Origin of the sequence: Anaerobranca gottschalkii DSM 13577 (genome assembly GCF_900111575.1) — a bacterium.
GTDB lineage: Bacteria > Bacillota > Proteinivoracia > Proteinivoracales > Proteinivoracaceae > Anaerobranca > Anaerobranca gottschalkii.
Genome location: NZ_FOIF01000021.1, coordinates 1 through 19,189 on the forward strand (window position 1 = coordinate 1; position 19,189 = coordinate 19,189).

The 19,189-nt window shown below is 33.3% G+C and carries 18 protein-coding genes; 17 read left to right on the forward strand and 1 reads right to left on the reverse strand.

Going from position 1 to position 19,189, the window contains the following annotated elements; all coding sequences use genetic code 11:
• Positions 1 to 268 precede the first annotated feature (268 nt).
• The 8 genes from BMX60_RS06480 (at position 269) to BMX60_RS06515 (ending at position 7,982) form a co-directional block, all read left to right on the forward strand.
• The gene (locus BMX60_RS06480; protein WP_091350519.1) at positions 269 to 1,168 is read left to right on the forward strand and encodes a PstS family phosphate ABC transporter substrate-binding protein; all 900 of its coding nucleotides are present in this window, start codon (positions 269 to 271) and stop codon (positions 1,166 to 1,168) included.
• Between the two features lie 168 nt (positions 1,169 to 1,336).
• A complete protein-coding gene (gene pstC, locus BMX60_RS06485) occupies positions 1,337 to 2,293 on the forward strand; it encodes a phosphate ABC transporter permease subunit PstC (protein ID WP_091350521.1) in 957 nt (318 codons plus the stop codon).
• Positions 2,293 to 3,159 (forward strand): phosphate ABC transporter permease PstA, encoded by an 867-nt coding sequence (gene pstA / locus BMX60_RS06490; protein ID WP_091350522.1) that lies wholly within the window; start codon positions 2,293 to 2,295, stop codon positions 3,157 to 3,159. Before pstC ends, pstA begins: the two co-directional genes overlap by 1 nt.
• A 15-nt stretch (positions 3,160 to 3,174) precedes the next feature.
• Positions 3,175 to 3,936, forward strand: a complete 762-nt coding sequence (pstB, locus tag BMX60_RS06495; RefSeq protein WP_091350523.1) for a phosphate ABC transporter ATP-binding protein PstB — start codon at positions 3,175 to 3,177, stop codon at positions 3,934 to 3,936.
• 18 nt (positions 3,937 to 3,954) lie between these two features.
• Positions 3,955 to 4,614, forward strand: a complete 660-nt coding sequence (gene phoU / locus BMX60_RS06500; protein WP_091350525.1) for a phosphate signaling complex protein PhoU — start codon at positions 3,955 to 3,957, stop codon at positions 4,612 to 4,614.
• A gap of 117 nt (positions 4,615 to 4,731) precedes the next feature.
• Positions 4,732 to 5,046, forward strand: coding sequence for a DUF2325 domain-containing protein (locus BMX60_RS06505; RefSeq protein ID WP_091350526.1), 315 nt, complete (start codon positions 4,732 to 4,734; stop codon positions 5,044 to 5,046).
• Between the two features lie 36 nt (positions 5,047 to 5,082).
• A complete protein-coding gene (gene queG / locus BMX60_RS06510; protein ID WP_177159724.1) occupies positions 5,083 to 6,021 on the forward strand; it encodes a tRNA epoxyqueuosine(34) reductase QueG in 939 nt (312 codons plus the stop codon).
• A gap of 176 nt (positions 6,022 to 6,197) precedes the next feature.
• Positions 6,198 to 7,982: a DNA-directed RNA polymerase subunit alpha C-terminal domain-containing protein gene (locus BMX60_RS06515; RefSeq protein ID WP_177159725.1), complete on the forward strand. Its 1,785-nt coding sequence runs from the start codon at positions 6,198 to 6,200 to the stop codon at positions 7,980 to 7,982.
• 324 nt (positions 7,983 to 8,306) lie between these two features.
• On the opposite strand, the gene BMX60_RS06520 is transcribed toward BMX60_RS06515, so the two are convergent.
• Positions 8,307 to 9,497, reverse strand: a complete 1,191-nt coding sequence (locus BMX60_RS06520) for a two-component system sensor histidine kinase NtrB (protein ID WP_091350531.1) — start codon at positions 9,495 to 9,497, stop codon at positions 8,307 to 8,309.
• Positions 9,498 to 9,720: 223 nt separating this feature from the next.
• Between BMX60_RS06520 and BMX60_RS06525 the strand changes: the two genes are divergently transcribed.
• From BMX60_RS06525 to BMX60_RS06565, 9 genes are all read left to right on the forward strand, one after another.
• Positions 9,721 to 10,179, forward strand: coding sequence for a MarR family winged helix-turn-helix transcriptional regulator (locus BMX60_RS06525; RefSeq protein WP_091350532.1), 459 nt, complete (start codon positions 9,721 to 9,723; stop codon positions 10,177 to 10,179).
• 31 nt (positions 10,180 to 10,210) lie between these two features.
• Complete coding sequence (locus BMX60_RS06530) at positions 10,211 to 11,596, forward strand: MATE family efflux transporter (protein ID WP_091350534.1); 1,386 nt, start codon at positions 10,211 to 10,213, stop codon at positions 11,594 to 11,596.
• 22 nt (positions 11,597 to 11,618) lie between these two features.
• Positions 11,619 to 12,140 (forward strand): DUF2179 domain-containing protein, encoded by a 522-nt coding sequence (locus tag BMX60_RS06535; protein WP_091350535.1) that lies wholly within the window; start codon positions 11,619 to 11,621, stop codon positions 12,138 to 12,140.
• Positions 12,141 to 12,378: 238 nt separating this feature from the next.
• Positions 12,379 to 13,182, forward strand: a complete 804-nt coding sequence (murI, locus tag BMX60_RS06540; protein ID WP_207648407.1) for a glutamate racemase — start codon at positions 12,379 to 12,381, stop codon at positions 13,180 to 13,182.
• A gap of 15 nt (positions 13,183 to 13,197) precedes the next feature.
• On the forward strand, positions 13,198 to 13,614 hold the full coding sequence (gene glmS, locus BMX60_RS06545; RefSeq protein ID WP_091350537.1) for a methylaspartate mutase subunit S: 417 nt from the start codon (positions 13,198 to 13,200) through the stop codon (positions 13,612 to 13,614).
• Positions 13,615 to 13,625: 11 nt separating this feature from the next.
• Entirely contained in the window at positions 13,626 to 14,993 is a 1,368-nt protein-coding gene (glmL, locus tag BMX60_RS06550) for a methylaspartate mutase accessory protein GlmL (protein ID WP_177159726.1), read from the forward strand.
• A gap of 26 nt (positions 14,994 to 15,019) precedes the next feature.
• Positions 15,020 to 16,474, forward strand: coding sequence for a methylaspartate mutase subunit E (locus BMX60_RS06555; RefSeq protein WP_091350539.1), 1,455 nt, complete (start codon positions 15,020 to 15,022; stop codon positions 16,472 to 16,474).
• A 17-nt stretch (positions 16,475 to 16,491) separates the two neighbouring features.
• Positions 16,492 to 17,739 carry a methylaspartate ammonia-lyase gene (locus tag BMX60_RS06560; protein ID WP_091350540.1) on the forward strand — a complete coding sequence of 416 codons (1,248 nt, stop codon included), beginning with the start codon at positions 16,492 to 16,494 and terminating at the stop codon, positions 17,737 to 17,739.
• An 84-nt stretch (positions 17,740 to 17,823) separates the two neighbouring features.
• A complete protein-coding gene (locus BMX60_RS06565; RefSeq protein WP_091350542.1) occupies positions 17,824 to 19,188 on the forward strand; it encodes an acyclic terpene utilization AtuA family protein in 1,365 nt (454 codons plus the stop codon).
• Position 19,189: the final 1 nt, after the last annotated feature.

A 19,189-nucleotide genomic window follows, 5' to 3' on the forward strand; every position in this document is an offset into this window, starting at 1 on the left:
TAGAAAAAGTTCCCAAGGAAGTAGTGGAATACTTTGATATGATGGATGATGGAGATACATCAATACCACCTAGATTTAGCTGTGAGAGTTGTGGAGCAGAAATGTATCCCAAAGATTATATAGGAGTTCATGGAGAGCACTATAAAATATAAATGAATTTAAGCGCGCCGAATGGCGCTTTTTTTACATTATCTTAACAAAACCATCATTTTCTCCTAACAATGATGTTTTATTATAAAGATAACATCAAACAAAGGAGGAACATTGAATGTTCAAAAAAGGTTTTATTTCAGTAATTACTATTTTATTAGTTACCTTTTCATTAGTAGGATGTGGAGGTAACGCCGAAAAGTATATTGAAGTTAAAGGTTCAGATACTATGGTAAACTTAGGTCAACATTGGGCAGAAGCATTTATGGCTAAAAATCCAGAGGTAACTATTTCAGTTACCGGTGGTGGTTCAGGTACAGGTATTGCAGCAATTCAAAATGACAACACCCATATAGCCCAATCTTCAAGACCAATGACAGAAACAGAAATAGAAAATGCTAAAGCTAATAATGTACAAATTAGTGAATTTATTGTAGGTCAAGATGGTTTGGCAGTAGTAGTAAATGCTAAAAATCCAGTTTCTGATTTAACAATGGCACAACTTAAAGATATTTTTACTGGTAAGATTACCCACTGGTCTGAATTAGGGTGGGAAGAAGGTGGAGAAATAACCCTTTATTCCCGTCAAAGTAATTCCGGAACATATGTGTACTTCTGGCAAACAGTGCTTCACGAGGAAGATTGGGCTCCAGATACAATGTTTATGCCTGGTTCTTCAGCTATCTATGAAGCTGTATCATCCGATGAAAATGGTATTGGTTACTTTGGGGTAGGATATGTAAAAGAAGGTGTAAAAGCTATTAACGTAGCTAGAACTGAGGCAGGTCCATATATCACCCCATTAAAACAAGAAAACATCGATAATGGTATTTATCCAATTGCAAGGCCTCTATACTTCTATATCAATGGTAAACCTGAAGGTGTTGTCCTTGATTATTTAAAATTTGTATTATCTGAAGAAGGGGAAAAGGTTCTATACGAAGTAGGTTTTTATGCAATCACCCCAGCATATAAAGAGCAAAACAGAAAAACCTTTGAAAAACTAGGTATAAAGTAACTTTCTCAAAAATCTTCCTTTGAACTCCAAAGGAAGATTTTTTCTGTTTTTCATTAGGTATAAAAAATTAACATTAACTTAACATAAGGTTTATTTAATTCTAACAAAGATAAGTTAGTATTTTAATAGCAAGACTATATATTACGAAAATAAAGGAGTTGTGAAGGGATGGCTGAGTTAGTAAAAGCCAACAAGAAATGGAAAATAACAGAAGGAAGTAGAACTCAACGTTGGTCTGAAAAGGTAATTATAGGTGGTCTTACAGTGAGTGGATTATTTGCTGTATTAACAGTATCTTTTGTTTTTGGTTTTTTAGTAAAAATGAGTTTACCGGCAATACAGCAGGTAGGATTAGTGGAATATTTAACGGGGAAAAGGTGGATGCCTACTTCACCAAACCCTGGCTATGGAGCTTTACCTATGATCTTTGGTACTACTATGGTGTCCACTGCTTCTTTATTGATTGCAGTACCTTGGGGAATAGGAACAGCCCTTTATTTATCTGAAGTTGCCCCCAATAAAATTAGGGAAATAGTAAAACCATCATTGGAGGTTTTAGCTGGAATTCCTTCAGTAGTTTTTGGCTTTGTAGCTTTAGTTGTAGTTGCACCTAAAATAGCAAATCTTTTTAATCTTAGTAATGGTATTACTGCCCTTACTGGTGCGATAATGTTGGGAATTATGGCCCTTCCCACTATAGTTAGTATATCAGAAGATTCTTTGAATTCTGTCCCCAAAGATTACAGGGATGCTGCCTTAGCTTTAGGTGCTACAAAGTGGCAGACAATGATAAGGGTAACTTTACCTGCAGCTAAATCGGGTATTATTGCTGCAGTGATGTTAGGTTTCGGTAGAGCTGTTGGGGAGACTATGACAGTTTTAATGGCTACTGGAAACTCATTAGCAATACCTTTAAAAGAAAAATTTGGTATTCAATTACCAAACTATTTAACTTCTATTAGGACATTAACAGCAGGTATAGCCATTGATGCCTCCGATGTTCCTTGGGGAAGTTTGCATTATCATTCTTTGTTTGTTTTGGGAGCGATGTTATTTGTGATAACCTTTGTAGTTAATTTGGTTGCTGATTTAGTTTTGAATAAAGGGCAGAGGAGGGATATCTAATGAAACAAAGATTCCAAAACTTTAAAGTAAGTGAATTTATTGGCTATACTGTTTTGAATTTATTTGCTATCACTTCCGTATTTGTCCTTTTATTTATGGTCTATAATATAGTTTCAAAGGGTTACTCCGCAATAAACTGGACTTTTATTACTCAAATCCCTAGGTCAGGAATGACCCAAGGTGGTATAATGCCAGCTATTGTAGGAACTTTATATGTTTCAATATTAACTTTAGTAATAGCAGTTCCATTAGGAGTAGGTGCTGCCATTTATTTAAATGAGTTTTCTAGTCAAGGAAAATTAAATCGAATTATAAAACTTTGTATTAGAAATATGGCGGGTATTCCTTCTATTGTCTATGGTTTATTTGGTTTAGGTTTGTTTGTAGCAGGTTTAAAGTTAGGGCACTCACTGTTGGCTTCAGCCCTTACTTTATCACTGATGACTTACCCAGTAATAGTTACAACAGCGGAAGAAGCATTAAAGGCAGTACCTCAAAGTTTTAGAGATGGAGCAATGGCTTTAGGAGCTACCAAATGGCAAGCTATAAGGTATCAAGTATTACCTGCTGCAATACCAGGGATGGCAACAGGAGCTATTTTAGGATTAGGTCGCGCCGCTGGAGAAACGGCACCAATTATTTTAACAGGAGCTGCTTACTTTTTACCGATTTTGCCTAAAAGTGTAACAGATCAGTTTATGGCACTACCTTATCATTTATTTATTTTATCAACACAGCATTCTAAGATTTTAGAAGTCAGACATTTGGCTTATGGTACAGCATTGGTCTTATTAACGTTGGTATTATTGTTAAATACAACAGCTATTGGCTTAAGAATATATTATCGTAAGACTAAAAAATGGTAAAAGGAGGAGAAAAAAATGACAAAACAAACTGTATATAGTGCCCGTAACCTTGAAATATATTATGGTAAAGATCAGATAATAAAAGGTGTTGATATAGATATAGAAGAAAATGAAGTTACAGCAATAATTGGACCATCTGGTTGTGGTAAATCGACTTTCTTAAAAACCTTAAACAGGATGATTGATACTATTTCTAACTCTAAAGTTTTAGGTGAAATAAGTTATAGAGGGCAAAATATTTACGATGAAAAAACAAATGTTGTAACATTAAGGCAACATGTTGGTATGGTATTTCAAAAACCAAATCCTTTCCCTAAATCTATCTATGAAAATATTGCCTTTGGTCCCAAAATTCACGGAATTAGGGATAAAAAGAAATTAGATGAAATTGTAGAAAAGAGTTTAAGGGCAGCGGCATTATGGGATGAAGTAAAGGATAAGTTAAATACCTCTGCTTTTTCCCTATCAGGAGGTCAACAGCAAAGGCTATGTATCGCCAGAGCTTTAGCAGTGGAACCAGATGTCCTTTTAATGGATGAACCTTGTTCAGCATTAGACCCTATAGCTACTGCTAGGATAGAAGATTTGATTATAGGACTTAAGGAAAAGTATACAATTATTATTGTTACCCATAATATGCAACAGGCAGCGAGGATCTCGCAAAAAACCGCTTTTTTCTTAAATGGTCATATAATAGAGTATGGAGATACAGCCCAAATCTTTACTAAACCTAAAAACTCTAAAACAGAAGATTATATAACCGGTAGATTCGGTTAAGATAAAGGAGGATTTAAAATGGGACCAAGACAAAGTTTTCACGATAATTTGAATAATTTAGTAACAGATTTGTTAATAATGGGTGATTTAGTGGAACAAAGTATTCAAAAATCAGTTACAGCTTTAAAAAATCAAGATTTACAATTGGCAAATGAAGTCATAGAACAAGAACTAATAATTGATGAAATGGAACTAAAGATAGAAGATAAATGTTTAAAGTTAATTGCAATGCAGCAACCTATGGCTAAAGATTTAAGGAAAATAGCTACTGGACTAAAAATAATTACTGATTTAGAAAGGATAGCTGACCATGCCCATGACATAGCTAAGGTAGCCATAAGATTAGGGAGTGAACCTTTAATCAAACCATTGGTAGATATTCCTAGGATGGCAGAAAAGGTACAACTTATGGTTAAAAAAGCATTAGATGCCTTTGTGCAAGAAAATATAGACCTTGCCTTAGAAGTATGCAAAGATGATGATGAAGTAGATAGTTTACACAACCAAATTTTTAGAGAACTATTAACCTATATGATGGAAGATCCTAAAAACATTTCTCAAGGAACTCAACTTCTTTTTGTCAGTAGCTACCTAGAAAGAATAGGTGACCATGCTACCAACTTGGGAGAATGGTTAATTTATATGGTTACAGGGGAACGGAAAGAATTAAATGATTAACACACAAATAAAAGCAAGTTTATTGGTGAAAACTGATAAACTTGCTTTTAATTTGACAAAAATAAATTAATAATTTATAATTGAAAATAAAAATCATTTTCAATTAGGAGGGATAAAATGTCAGTTTTATTAATTGGTGGAGATAGGTTAGGTAAAATACCTGAAAATCTAAAAAAAATTGGATATACTACAATAAAACATATATCTGGTAGAAAATACAATAATAACTCTTTAAGCTTTGTTAATAAATATGATACCGTTATAGTTTTTACTGATTACATAAATCATAATTTAATGTTCAATTTAAAAAAAAGTGTAAAAAAGGAAGAAATTAAAATTATATACTGTAGAAGGTCTTGGTGCCATATTAAAGAACTGTTGGATTGTAATAATTGTCAGGGTTGTGAACAAAGTAAAATGTTGTTATTATAAATAGTAGATAAGAAATTGATGGAAAAGGTGGGTAAAATGCTTAAAGAAAAAATTAGGGAAAAAGGAAAGGAATTAGGATTCAGCCAAGTAGGCTTTACCCATTCTTTACCTTTTGAGGAATATAAATTTGTTTTAGAAAAACTTAAAAAGATAAATAATTACCCTCCCTTTGTTTCAGAAGATATAAATTTAAGAACTGATCCAAAGTTAATAATGGAGAATTGTAAAACAATTATAGCTGTTGCCTTTCCATATGTTAACAATGTTAAATTATCTTTATTACATCCACCAGCAGAGGATGAAGGTTACATTTCCCCAAGCGCATGGGGGTTGGATTATCATATTTTAGTCAAAGATAAAATGGAGGAATTAGTTCAATTTATTGATCGAGAAACAAAGGGAAGATATCAATTTATGAGCTTTGTTGATACAGGACATCTATCTGATAGGGAAATTGCCAAAAGGGCGGGGATAGGTTTTGTAGGAAAAAATTCTAGTTTAATTACTAAAGAAATGGGTTCTTTTGTTTGGTTAGGACATATTTTAACAGATTTAGAATTAGCACCAGATTCTGTAATGAACAACTTAGATTGTGGTCATTGTAATCTATGTATACAAAGCTGTCCTACAAATGCTATAAAGGAAGACGGGTTTATCGATTATTCCAAATGTCTTGCCAATGTACTGGTACAAAAGGGCGAATTATCTTTAGAGATTAGAGAAAAGATGAATAAAAGAATATATGGATGTGATACATGTCAATTGGTTTGTCCTAAAAATATGGAAGTACTGAAAAAACATAGTCCTTCATATGCTTCCCTTGGTTGGATAAAATTACGGGAATTACTTGAGTTATCTAACAAATCTTTTAAAAGTAAATATGGAAATACTGCTTTTAGTTGGCGGGGTAAGGGAGTTTTATCCCGTAATGCTAAAGTAATTATAGAAAAAAATAGCAAAACAGTCGAAAAATAAATTAGGCATATTAAACAGATATCTAAATGATAATGTTTAATATGTTTTTTTATTTAATTTTAAAAAAATTTTACATAAAAATTAAATATCAAAAAAGGATATTTACTTTTTTTATAGAATATATTATTGAGTTAAAAAAATCAGAAAAATTTTGGAAAGGGCAGGGGGGACTTCCTTTGAACAAGAAACAACTACCACCACACTTGGCAAATAAAAGGGTAGAGGAAATGCAATTATCTGCTAGGGCCCGCAAAGTCTTAAAAGAATTAAATATTACTACCTTTGGACAACTCTATGAAACAGATGAAGAAATTCTAGCAAAGGCTTCTAATTGTGGAAAAGCAACTCTAAAGGAAATTAAAAATTTAATTTTTACTGAAATATCTGTAGTAGAAAAATATAACAAAAAAACCAGTATTACTAAATTATCTTTTTCATCTAGGGCAGAAAATTGTCTATTAGGAGAAGGGATTAGCACAGTAGAAAGGTTAATTAATACTTCAATACCTAAACTTTTAGAAATAAAGAATCTTGGTGGCAAATCATTAGAAGAAGTAGTTGTTAAGATAAAGGAATTTAAAGAACAATATCCTTACGCAAAGAGCTGGCAGAATGTTTATTGGGGTGTAGAGGTTTCAGATCAAGGGATGATGACGACATTAGGAAATATTATAATTAACTATCCTATAGATTTCTTACCAATTGAGGAGTTAGTCCTTATTTTGAAAAAAAAGGGAGTAAATAATATTAAAGAATTATTAAGATTAGATGAAGGGGAGTTATTTTTAAATTATAAAGGTAGAATTTTTGATCGCCTTTATAAATACAATAACAAGTTGATGGAACAAACGGCGGGAGCAGCATATTGTGAAAAAATATTGACATATAATCAACTACCGGTGGCTTTGGATTTTATAAGGGAAAAAATAGTAGCTAAAGATTCTAAAACTTGGACGGAAAATATATTTAAAGGCCTTTCTTCTAGAGAAAAGGAAATAATACAAAAATACTATGGTTTTATGGGAGATAGATTAACTTTACAAGAAATAGGAGATCAATATGGTTTAACCAGAGCTAGAATCCAACAAATTGTTAAAAAGATTAAAGGCAAAATACTAAGTAATATTTATTTTGAAAATTCCATAATTCTAATGTGGTTCCATACCTTTGGTCTGCTTCAAGGAGGAGTTTTTTTACAGGAAATTTTTCAAAAAGAATTCAACACTTATTATAAAGACCCAAGTATCGACAATAATGCCTTAAGTGAAATGTTATTGGATATTGACCCTATGTTTGAAAATCTCACATATAATGTTTGGGGTATGACCGTATTGCCTATAGAACATTATCAAAAAGTTATTGAGGAAGGAGTTCAAATCCTGCAAAAAGGTCCTTTAGATGAAAAGGATTTATTAAAAGAGTTAAAACAACGGCCTTTATATTTTTCAATTAAAAGTAGACAAGAATATGTAAAGGGAGTACTAGAAAACTTTATTCCAGCTTGTTTAGCTTCAGCACAAAATCTCGCTTTAAATCCGATGGGTAATTATACTTTAGAAGTAAAAGAAGGAACTAAAGTACAAAGTATTATTAATGTTTTAAGGGAAGAAGGAAAACCATTACATTATAATGTAATTTTAGAAAGGATAAACAAAAAAGGTGAAAGTAACATTACAGTACAATATGCAAGGGCTATTTTAGCAAACCATAAACAAATTTTTGCTAGGGTAGGTAGAGGAACATATGGGCTAGTGGAATGGGGGATCAAAGAATATAAACACATATCTGATTATATTTACGATATTTTAACTAGATACAACAAACCCCTTTATTATAAGGAAATTTGTAAAATAGTAAATAGCACTCACTATACTAAACATCAGACAATTTATAATGCATTAACACAAGATGAAAGGTTTAAAAGAACTAAAACAGGCTATTATACCATCAATAAAAGTTAGGGCAGTCTAATGACTGCCCTCAGTTTATAGACAAAGTCTTTTTTAAAGGCTGTGGTAATTAAACATTTTAACAAAGTTCTGCGTCGAGATTTAAGGCTTCTATCTAAAAGGAAGAAGGGTACCGCTCTAATTCGCCGTCCATGGCTCAATAGAGCTTTCGGAACGTCCTGTTCCTCACCCCTTCTTCCTTTTATCTAATCAGCTCTTAAATCTATCTCCTCAACTTAATCGTATCCTTGTTTAATTACCACAGTTGATGATGACTTTGTCTATAGTTTGTCTTCAGTCTGAGGGCAGTCTAATGACTGCCCTATAAATATGCATCTAAATTGGTAAAATAATAGTAAAGGATGTGCCTTTATTTTTATGGGATTTGACGAAGATTTGTCCTTTATATTGTTCAACAATTTGTTTAACTACAGATAGGCCTAAACCAGTCCCGCCATATTTTGTGGTGAAAAATGGTTGGAATATTTTGTTCTTAATATTTGTCGGGATACCTGATCCGGTATCTTCAATAATTGTATAAATTTGTTGATTATTTACATAACATTTAATAGTAAGGGTGCCACCATTCGTCATTGCTTCAATGGCATTTTGAATTATATTTAAAAATACTTGCCTAAATTGCGTTTTATCTCCGGTAATACTAGGGAGATCATTAGTTATTTGAAGATTTAAATTGATGTTATAACGGATTATTAAATCATTAAGGTTAGAAATGATCTCAAAAATGATGTCATCAATTTTACAAAGGTTAACCCTTTGTTCTTTAGGAGCAGTATAAAAAATAGAGTTTTTTAATGTTTCATGGGCTCTATCTAATTCTTTTAAAATAAAATTTGAATAACCAATTTTAACTGGATTTTTTTCATCTTTGCCTAATAATTGAATAAAACCCCTAATGGTTGTCAGGATATTTTTGACTTCATGGGCTAAACTGCTGAACATCTGTTGATAATAGAGTTGGGTTTGGGCTATATCTTCACTTTTGAAAATTGATAATGAGATAAAATTACATAGCAAATTTAATAAATTAACTAAAGTAGTAGAGTAAAGGCTAGTAGGTAGAACAATAGATATAAGTCCGTAGGGGTCTATGGGATTTACCAATAAAGTAATAATAGTCCAATTGAGATCGATTTTTCCTTCACAAACAATTCCTTTACAGACGGTGGTTTTTCTTTCTTTTAATGTTATTGCAATAGGATTATTCTGCCCCATAGTTAACGGCATACCTTTTTGAATATTTAAAAAATTAACACCGTCTCCATGTTGTAATATTTCTAAGACAATTCCCTTCTTATCGGCTATAAGTACTACAACATCTTGAGGTGTCATATCTAGTAAGCTATTATATATAAATTTAACAAGTTGAATTAGATTACTATTTTTGTTAAGTAATCCTTCAAGTGATTGATTAGAAATAGGTTTATCTGCACTGAAATAAAAATTCAGATTTTCATAAACTAAGCAATTGTCTAATAGATTATTTTTATTTTTTAAATCAACCATACCCCCACTCCTTACTCATCTAAACTAAGTTAAAGCTAGCCCTATTTTATATTCTACATATAGGTAAAAATATCCTTTTTTTATTAATAAAAATTTTTAAAATAATGTTAAATTTTGTCAGTTTATTTTATTATAAGTAAAAGTTCAATATAATATTGACTAATATAGTGGTTTATTGATATTCTAACAGTAGTTAGTTATTCGAAATAGTTGGAGGTGTATTATGGAAGATAAAAAATATTCCCAATATGTGGAAGAAATTGAGACCCTTATAAGGAAGGTTAGTTTTGTAATAAAATGTAGAGGTAGGGATATCTTAAGTAATTTTGATATTACTCCACCACAGTTTAATGCCCTTTTATTGTTATATGAATATGGTGATATGACCATAGGTGAGCTAGGAAATAGAATGTACTTAGCTAGTAGTACTGCTACAGATCTTATAGATCGGATGGAGAGAAATGGATTAGTGGAAAGGGTAAGGGATGAAAAAGATAGAAGAGTAGTAAGGCTTCATATGACAGAAAAAGGACAGCAAATGATTTTAGAAGTTTTAGAAAGTAGAAAGAGATATCTTGATGAATTACTCACCAAGGTAAATATAGAAGATCAAGAAAAGTTAGTAAGTTCCCTTTCTAAGATATATGATTTAATGAAAGACGAATATACCCATAAGTTGTAAAAACATTACTTTTAAGAAAGAAGGTCTAATTGTGGAACTAGCAAGGGGAGGAGTAGAAGTTAAACGGAGAAAAAGGGTATTGAATCTAGCTTGGCCGGCCATTTTGGAAATGTTTATGAGTACTTTAGTGCAATTTGTGGATACTGCCATGGTTGGTCAGTTAGGTGCTGTGGCTATCTCAGCCGTCTCTCTAAACACATCTCCTATGTGGTTTATTACAGGAATATTTACAGGGGTAAGTGTAGGTGCTACTGCCCTTGTAGCTAGATATATAGGGGCAAATCAATTAGTTGAAGCTAATAATGCCGCAAAGCAATCCCTAATTTTAGGTGCTATTATGAGCACGGTTATTATGATTTTAACTTTAGCCTTTGGTCAGTATGTACCTAAATTTATGGGAGCAGAGCCAGAAGTTTTACCCTATGCTGCTATGTATTTAAAAATTCTAGGGACGACATTTATTTTACATTTTATTTCTTTTATAGCTACTGGTGTATTAAGAGGTGCTGGAGACACTAAAACACCTATGAGAATAAATGTCTTGGCAAATATAGTTAATATTATAGGTAACTTTTTTTTAATATTTCCTACCAGGGAATTAATTATTGGCAATACTGTAATTACTATTTGGGGTGCAGATCTTGGAGTAATAGGTGCTGCAGTCTCTACAGCCTTTTCCAGAGGGTTAGCAGGAATAATAGTACTTTATATTCTTTTCTTTGGTAAACTTACTGTTAAACTAAAAAAAGAAAAGTGGTTTCTTGATAGGGATATGTTAGGTAAAATTTTAAAAATCGGAGCCCCTGCAGCTATGGAAAGGGTTGTTATGAGTAGTGGTCAGATACTTTTTACCAGAGTAGTAGCTAAGTTAGGGACAACGATCTTAGCTGCCCACCACCTTGCCATAGTAGCGGAATCAATATCTTATATGCCAGGATTTGGTTTTTCTATGGCAGCTACCACATTAGTTGGTCAAGGTCTAGGGGCGAATAAACCCGATGATGCCCATAAATGTGGGATGGAAACCTTGAAAATCGCAGCTATTGTAATGACTTTTATGGGTGTTGTCTTTTTCTTTTTTCCCCATTATTTATTGAGGATTTTTTCTAATGATCATGAAGTAATTGCCTACGGTTCTTCTGCTTTGAAAATTGTCGCTTTTTCTCAACCATTCTTTGCTTCAGCAATGGTCCTTTCCGGTGCTTTAAGGGGAGCAGGGGATACAGTATGGCCCCTTTTATTTGCTATTATTGGGATGTGGGTGGTTCGATTATCTTTAGCATATATTTTAGTTTTAGGATTTAATTTAGGATTAATTGGGGCTTGGATTGCTATGGCAGTTGACTTAGGTGTTAGGGGAACTATGATGTATATTAGATTTAATAATGGGAAATGGAAAAATATTAGTATAACTTAATTTAAGGGAGAGTAGTGTTAAAATGTTATTTTTAGAATTGGCCTTTATCTTTTTTTCTAGGGTAATAGATGTCTCGATGGCTACGATGAGGATGTTACTAATTGTAAAGGGGAAAAGACTTCAAGTAGCTCTAATAGGTTTCTTTGAAGTAATTATTTATATTGTGGTATTAGGTAGAGTAGTTAACAGTTTGGATAAACCTTTGAACTTATTAGTTTATGCATTAGGTTTTGCTACTGGTAACTATGTAGGTATGTATATAGAAGAAAAATTAGCTTTAGGTTACATTGCGGTACAAGTAATACCTAGTGAACATGATTTTGAAATAATTGATAAATTACGGGATAATGGTTATGGAGTAACAGTTCTTGAAGGAATGGGTAAAGCTGGGTTAAAGCACATTTTAACGGTATATGCTCCCCGTAAAGAATTAACAAAAATTTTAGATTTAGTAGGGGAGCTAGATACAAAAGCATTTACCGCTATTATGGATGCTAAAAAAACTTTAGGTGGTTATTATAGACAACAAAATAAAGGAAAATAGTTTTTGAGCAAGATTTATTGAATATAATCGATAAATCTTGCCTTTTTAGTAAATTGTTGAAGTGAACATAAAGATATGGAAATAGAGCAAAATAATTATAAAAAAAATATTAATGGTAGCAGGAATTTTATCTTAAATGTAGAATAAGCTAAATATAGGATTGGAATAGTCCAATGGTCCAAAATGGACTTTGTTATTTTAGATAGATAAAGAGATAAAATGTAGAGGTGAAAAATTCTTGGATAATAAAATATATTCAATAGGTCTAATAGATTCAGGGGTTGGAGGGCTTACGGTATTTAAAGAACTGGCAAAATTATTACCAGACGAGAGAATGGTTTATTTTGGAGATACTGCCCGAATGCCTTATGGTCCTAGAAAACCAGAAGAAGTTAAGGAATTTGTTTTACAGATAATTGATTTTTTACAGACTCAAGATATAAAAATGGTGATAACTGCTTGTAATACTGCTACTGCTGTGGGATTAGAGTATTATAAAAATAAGCTAGAAATACCAGTAATTGGTGTTATAGAACCAGGGGCCGAAATGGCTGTTTCCATGACAAAAAATAAAAAAGTGGGGGTGATTGGTACTGAAGGTACCGTAAAAAGCGGAGCATATGAAAAGGCAATTAAAGGATTAGATGGAAGTATTGAGGTTTACAGTCAGGCTTGCCCTTTGTTTGTACTTTTAGTGGAGAATAATCTTATTCATACTAAAGAAGCAAAAAGGGTAGCGGAAAGTTATCTCCAGCCATTAAAAGATGAAGGAGTTGATACACTGATTTTAGGTTGTACCCATTATCCAATTATGGCAGATTTGATAGGTGAAGTTATGGGCCCTGAAGTAACCTTAGTAAACTCAGCTGAGGCTACAGCACAATTAGCAAAAGAAATCCTTGAAGAAAAGGAAATGTTAGTGAAAAGGGATAAATTACCAATTCACAGATTTTTTGTCAGTGGAAGGACAACTGGTTTTAATGAAGTTGCTTCAAAATGGTTAAATAAAGAAATAAAAGCTTATAGAGTTCTTTTAGATTAAAAGGGAGGCTAAGAAATGGGCAATAAAACTATTGTCACAGGAGTTATTGGGGCAGATGTTCATGCCGTGGGTAACAGGATAATTGAGTATGCATTTACTCAAGCTGGTTTTAATGTAGTTAATATTGGAGTTTTAGCATCACAGGAGGAATTTATCCAAGCAGCTATTGAAACAGGAGCTGTTGCCATATTAGTATCTTCATTATATGGCCATGGAGAAATAGATTGCCGTGGACTTAGGGAGAAATGTCAAGAGGCAGGTATAGGAGATATTATTCTATATGCCGGTGGAAACTTAGTAGTTGGTAAGCAAGAATGGGAACCTGTTAAAGAAAAATTCTTGAAGATGGGTTTTAATAGAGTTTATCCACCGGGAACTTCCCCCGATGAGGCCATTGCAGATCTTAAGAGGGATTTAAACATTGAAGATTAGGAGTGTTTATAGTGGATAAAGGGATACTACTCATTGATTTTGGAAGTACCTTTACCAAAATTACTGCAGTGGATATAAGTAATCCTCATAATTTTATAACTGCTAAAGGTCCTACAACAGTTCAAGAGGATATCAATATAGGATTGCAGATAGCTCTATCAGAATTAGAGGGAAAACTAGGTCACCTGCCTGAATTTATTGAAAAATTAGCCTGTAGTTCCGCAGCAGGTGGTCTAAACATGATAGCAATTGGACTTGTGCCGGAATTGACTTTAGAAGCTGCTAAAATGGCGGCTTTAGGGGCAGGGGCAAAGTTACAAAAATTATATAGTTATAAATTGACAAAAAGGGAAGTAAAAGAAATCTGTCAGCTAAACCCAGACATCATTTTATTGGCGGGTGGAACCGATGGAGGTAATAAAGAAGTTATTCTCCATAATGGTAGTTTATTAGCCCAATCGGAGATAAGATGTCCAGTGGTCATTGCCGGTAATAAAAATGCCCAAGATGAATTAGAAGAGATGTTTTTAGATAATGGTAAAGAATATTATATTACTGATAATGTTTTACCTAGTTTAAATAAAATCAATGTAGATTCTGCTAGGGAAAAGATCAGAGAAGTATTTTTGAAAAATATAATTGAAGCTAAAGGAATAAAAAAAGCAGAACAATTTATTGATGGAGTAATAATGCCGACTCCTCAGGCTGTGTTAAAGGCAGGACAATTTTTAGCCCAAAACAAGATCATTGGTAAAGAGAAAATTCTCATTGTAGATATTGGTGGTGCCACTACCGATGTTCACTCCTTTTGTAAAGGAGAACCTAAAGGAAGTGGTGTGATATTTAGGGGGTTACCTCAACCCTTTGCAAAAAGAACAGTAGAAGGGGACTTAGGATTACGGTACAGTATCAAACCTTTAATTGAAGCTTTAACTAGTGCAAATCTTTTAGATATCCCAGAAAATGAATTAGAAAAATACCTAGAGGAAATTTCTAAAGATATTTGGAATACTCAAACAATTAGTTCAGAGTTAGAACTACTATTAGCCAAAGGAGCAGTTAATTTAGCTGTTAAAAGGCATTGTGGTTATTTAGAAATTATCTATACCCCCCAAGGAACAAATTATATTCAATATGGTAAAGATTTAACAGATATAGAACTAGTTATAGGGACAGGTGGACCTATAATAAATAGCACTAATCCTAAGGAAATTTTACAAGGGGTATTGTTTGATGAACAAGATAATTTCATTTTAAAACCTAAAAATCCTGAATTTGTTTTAGATAAAAATTATGTGTTATCAGCTATTGGTCTTTTAGTGGAAAAATATCCCGATTTAGCAAAGGGGTTAGCAGAAAAGAATTTTATCCGTTTATAATTTATTCATCAAGGGAGGAAAATAAGGTGGATCTGGTAAATAAAAAGTGGTCAGTTGATAAGCTTATGTCCATTAGAAAAGAAGTTCTAGCAACTTGGCACACTGGTAAAGATGTGGAAGACATTGAAGAAGGAATAAAATATCAAAAATCTCTACCTAAAAATAAGATTTTCGCTGCAAAACTTTTAGAAGCAAAGGAAAAAGGAATTACCTTAGTACAACCTAGGGCTGGAGTTGCTTTGGTTAATGAACACATCGCTTTATTACAGTATTTACAAAATGAAGGTGGAGCAGATTTACTGCCTTCAACTATAGATAGTTATACTAGGCAAAACAGATATGAAGAAGCTCAAAAGGGAATTGAAGAAAGTATAAAAAGTGGGAGATCATTACTCAATGGATTCCCTGCAGTAAACCATGGCTTGGAAAACTGTAGAAGAGTAGTAGAAAGCGTCAATGTTCCAGTTCAGGTAAGGCACGGCACACCCGATGCAAGACTTTTAGCAGAAATAACTTTGGCAGCAGGGTTTACAGATTATGAAGGTGGAGGAATTTCCTATAATATTCCCTATGCTAAAAATGTATCTTTAGAAAAAACTATCTATGACTGGCAGTATGTAGATAGGCTTATAGGTTTTTACTATGAAAATGGTGTAATTATTAATAGGGAACCTTTTGGGCCCCTTACTGGAACTTTGGTACCACCTTGTATTTCCCATGCAGTTGCCATTGTTGAAGCTATTTTGGCGGCAGAGCAAGGTGTCCATTACTTAACTTTAGGTTATGGTCAATGTGGTAACTTAATACAAGATGTGGCTGCCTTACAAACCCTTCAAGAATTAAGTGAAGAATATCTACAAAAATTCGGTTATGAAAATCGCCACATAACTACAGTATTCCATCAGTGGATGGGTGGATTCCCTCAAGATGAAGCTAAAGCCTTTGGTGTAATTAGTTGGGGAGCAGCTACTGCTACTTTAGGAAAGGCTACTAAAGTAATAGTTAAAACACCCCATGAGGCTATGGGAATACCTACTAAAGAGGCAAATGCCCAAGGATTAAAAGCAACTAAACAATTAGTTAACATGTTAAAAGATCAAACTATCCCATTATCAAAAGAGTTAGAAGAAGAAAAAGAAATTATTAAAAAAGAAACCCGAGCTATTTTAGATGCGATTTTTAAAATCGGAGAAGGAGATTTTGCTAAGGGAATAGTTAGAGGTTTTGAGGCAGGAATTATTGATATTCCCTTTGCACCTAGTAGATACAATGCAGGAAGAATTTTACCTGCTAGGGACAACAATGGAGCTATTAGATTGTTAGATGCCGGTGATTTACCTTTTGATAAAGAAATTCTTGAATATCATAAAAAGAAAATTCAAGAACGGGGAGATGCAGAAGGTAGAGAGCCCAGCTTCCAAATGGTAATTGATGATATTTACGCTATAGGAAAAGGAATGCTTGTAGGTAGACCAAATTAAGTAGGGAGAGTGTCTAAATGAAAATAGTTGATGTGGTAACATCTTGTGGTTTAACAGGTTTTTATTTCGATGATCAACGGGCTATTAAAAGGGATGCTCAAAGTGATGGTTTCACATATAAAGGGGAGCCAGTTACTGAAGGGTTTACTGCAATCAGGCAGCAAGGTGAAAGTCTATCAGTTATGCTGATTTTAGAAGATGGTCAAGTTGCTTATGGAGATTGCGCTGCAGTTCAATATTCTGGGGCTGGTGGTAGAGACCCACTATTTTTGGCAAAGGATTTTCAGCCAATAGTGGAAGATTTGATTAAACCCCTTTTATTAGGAAGGGAATTAAAGAGTTTTAAAGAGTTGGCTGAAGAAATCGATAACCTTAGAAAGCCTGATGGTAAATTAATTCACACTGCATTAAGATATGGGGTAACCCAAGCAATCTTAGATGCTGTTGCAAAAAGTAAAAAAATTACTATGGCTGAAGTTATTGCAGAAGAATATAATACAGAGCTTCAGAGGGAGCCTATACCTATCTTTACCCAGTCCGGTGATGAACGGTACCTTAATGTTGATAAAATGATAATTAAAGGTGCCGATGTAATGCCCCATGGATTAATTAACAATGTAAAAAGTAAGCTAGGTGAACAGGGAGAAAAATTAAAAGAATATATTGTTTGGATGAAAAATAGAGTTAAAGAATTGAATAAACATGATAAATTACCTATTTTCCACCTTGATGTCTATGGTACCATAGGGTTGGCTTTTGATAATGATTATGAGAAAATGGCTAAATATCTATTAGAATTAGGAGAAGTTGCAAAACCCCATAAACTGCGGATTGAAGGGCCCATGGATATGGAAGATAAATATTTACAAATGGAAGCTTTAGAAAAGTTGAACAACATTTTAAAACAGTATGAAAGTAATGTAGAAATAGTTGCTGATGAATGGTGTAATACCCTTGAGGATATTAAAGACTTTGCTGATCGTAAATGTTGCGACATGGTTCAAATTAAAACCCCTGACCTTGGTGGAATAAACAATATTATTGAAGCAGTTCTATATTGTAAAGAAAAAGGGGTAGGAGCCTATCTTGGTGGAACTTGTAATGAAACAGATCGCTCAGCTCAAATTGCAGTACACATTGCTTTAGCTACAGGGCCAGATCAAATTCTTGCTAAACCTGGTATGGGTGTAGATGAAGGTTTAATGATCGTAAAAAACGAAATGATGCGGACTTTAGCTTTATTAAATCGCAAGAAGAGTAATTAATATTTAAGAACCATCCATTGTAATCTCTATTGAGCAATGGATGGGTCTTTTTAAAATTTTATTTTAAAGCTAGGAGGAGAACAAATGAAAGAATTTAAAGTACTAGCTCCAACAGCTATTTTAGGTTATGGTTTTCCAGAAAAATCATTTAAAGAAGCTTTAGAAAAAAATCCAGACTTAATCGCAGTTGACGCTGGTAGTGTCGATCCAGGTCCATATTACTTAGGATCTGGGAAATCCTTTACTGACAGAAATGCTGTTAAAAGGGATTTGGAATATATCCTTAAAGGGGCTAAAGAGAAAAAAATTCCTGTATCTATAGGCTCTGCTGGTGGTTCTGGAGCTAAGTCCCACTTAGATTGGACGGTAGAGATTATTGAAGAAATTATGGCAGAAAATAATTTGAACTTTAAAGTTGTTGTGATAAACTCCCAATTTGATAAAGATTTCTTGATGGATAAATTTAAGGAAGGAAAAATAACTCCCCTTTTCCCTACTCCACCTTTAACAGAAGAAGATTTATTAGAAAGCACAAATATTGTAGGGCAAATGGGTGTAGAACCTTTTATTAAAGCATTTCAAATGGGAGCAGATGTGGTGGTAGCAGGTAGAGCTTATGATCCTGCAGTTTTCGCTGCTTTGCCAATAATGAAAGGATATGACCCCGCTTTAGCTTTACACATGGGTAAAATTTTAGAATGTGCATCTATTGCTGCAACACCTGGTAGTGGCAGGGATTGTATGTTAGGAACTTTAGGGAAAGATTACTTCATCTTAGAACCCTTTGGTAATAGAAAATGTACAACTGATTCTGTAGCTGCCCACAGTTTATACGAAAAAAGTAATCCCTATATTTTACCTGGTCCTGGAGGAGTTTTAGATTTAACTGAAACTACTTATGAACAATATGATGATAGAAGGGTGAAAGTAAGGGGAAGCAAATTTATACCTTCAGAAAAATATACTATTAAATTAGAAGGGGCAAAACTCATAGGTAAACGGACTATCTCCATAGCTGGTGTAAGAGATCCAATAATGATACGTCAAATAGATGAAATATTAAAGGATGTAAAAGCACAAGTAGATGATAACTTTAAAGATAAAGATTTCCATTACAATATTCATTTCCACATATATGGCAAAAATGGTGTTATGGGTAATTTAGAGCCATTAAATTTATTAGCCCATGAATTAGGAATTATCATTGATGTGGTAGCAAAGGATAAGGTCGTAGCTGATACTATTTGTAGTTTTGTAAGATCAACACTTCTTCATTTTGGTTACCCTGACCGAAAAGCTACAGCAGGTAATCTAGCATTCCCTTATTCCCCATCGGATATTTATGTGGGAGATGTTTATAACTTTAGTATCCATCACTTATTAGAAGATATTGATCCTGTGGAAGTATTTGAAATCAGTTATTTGGAAGATTATCAAAAGGGGGAATAAA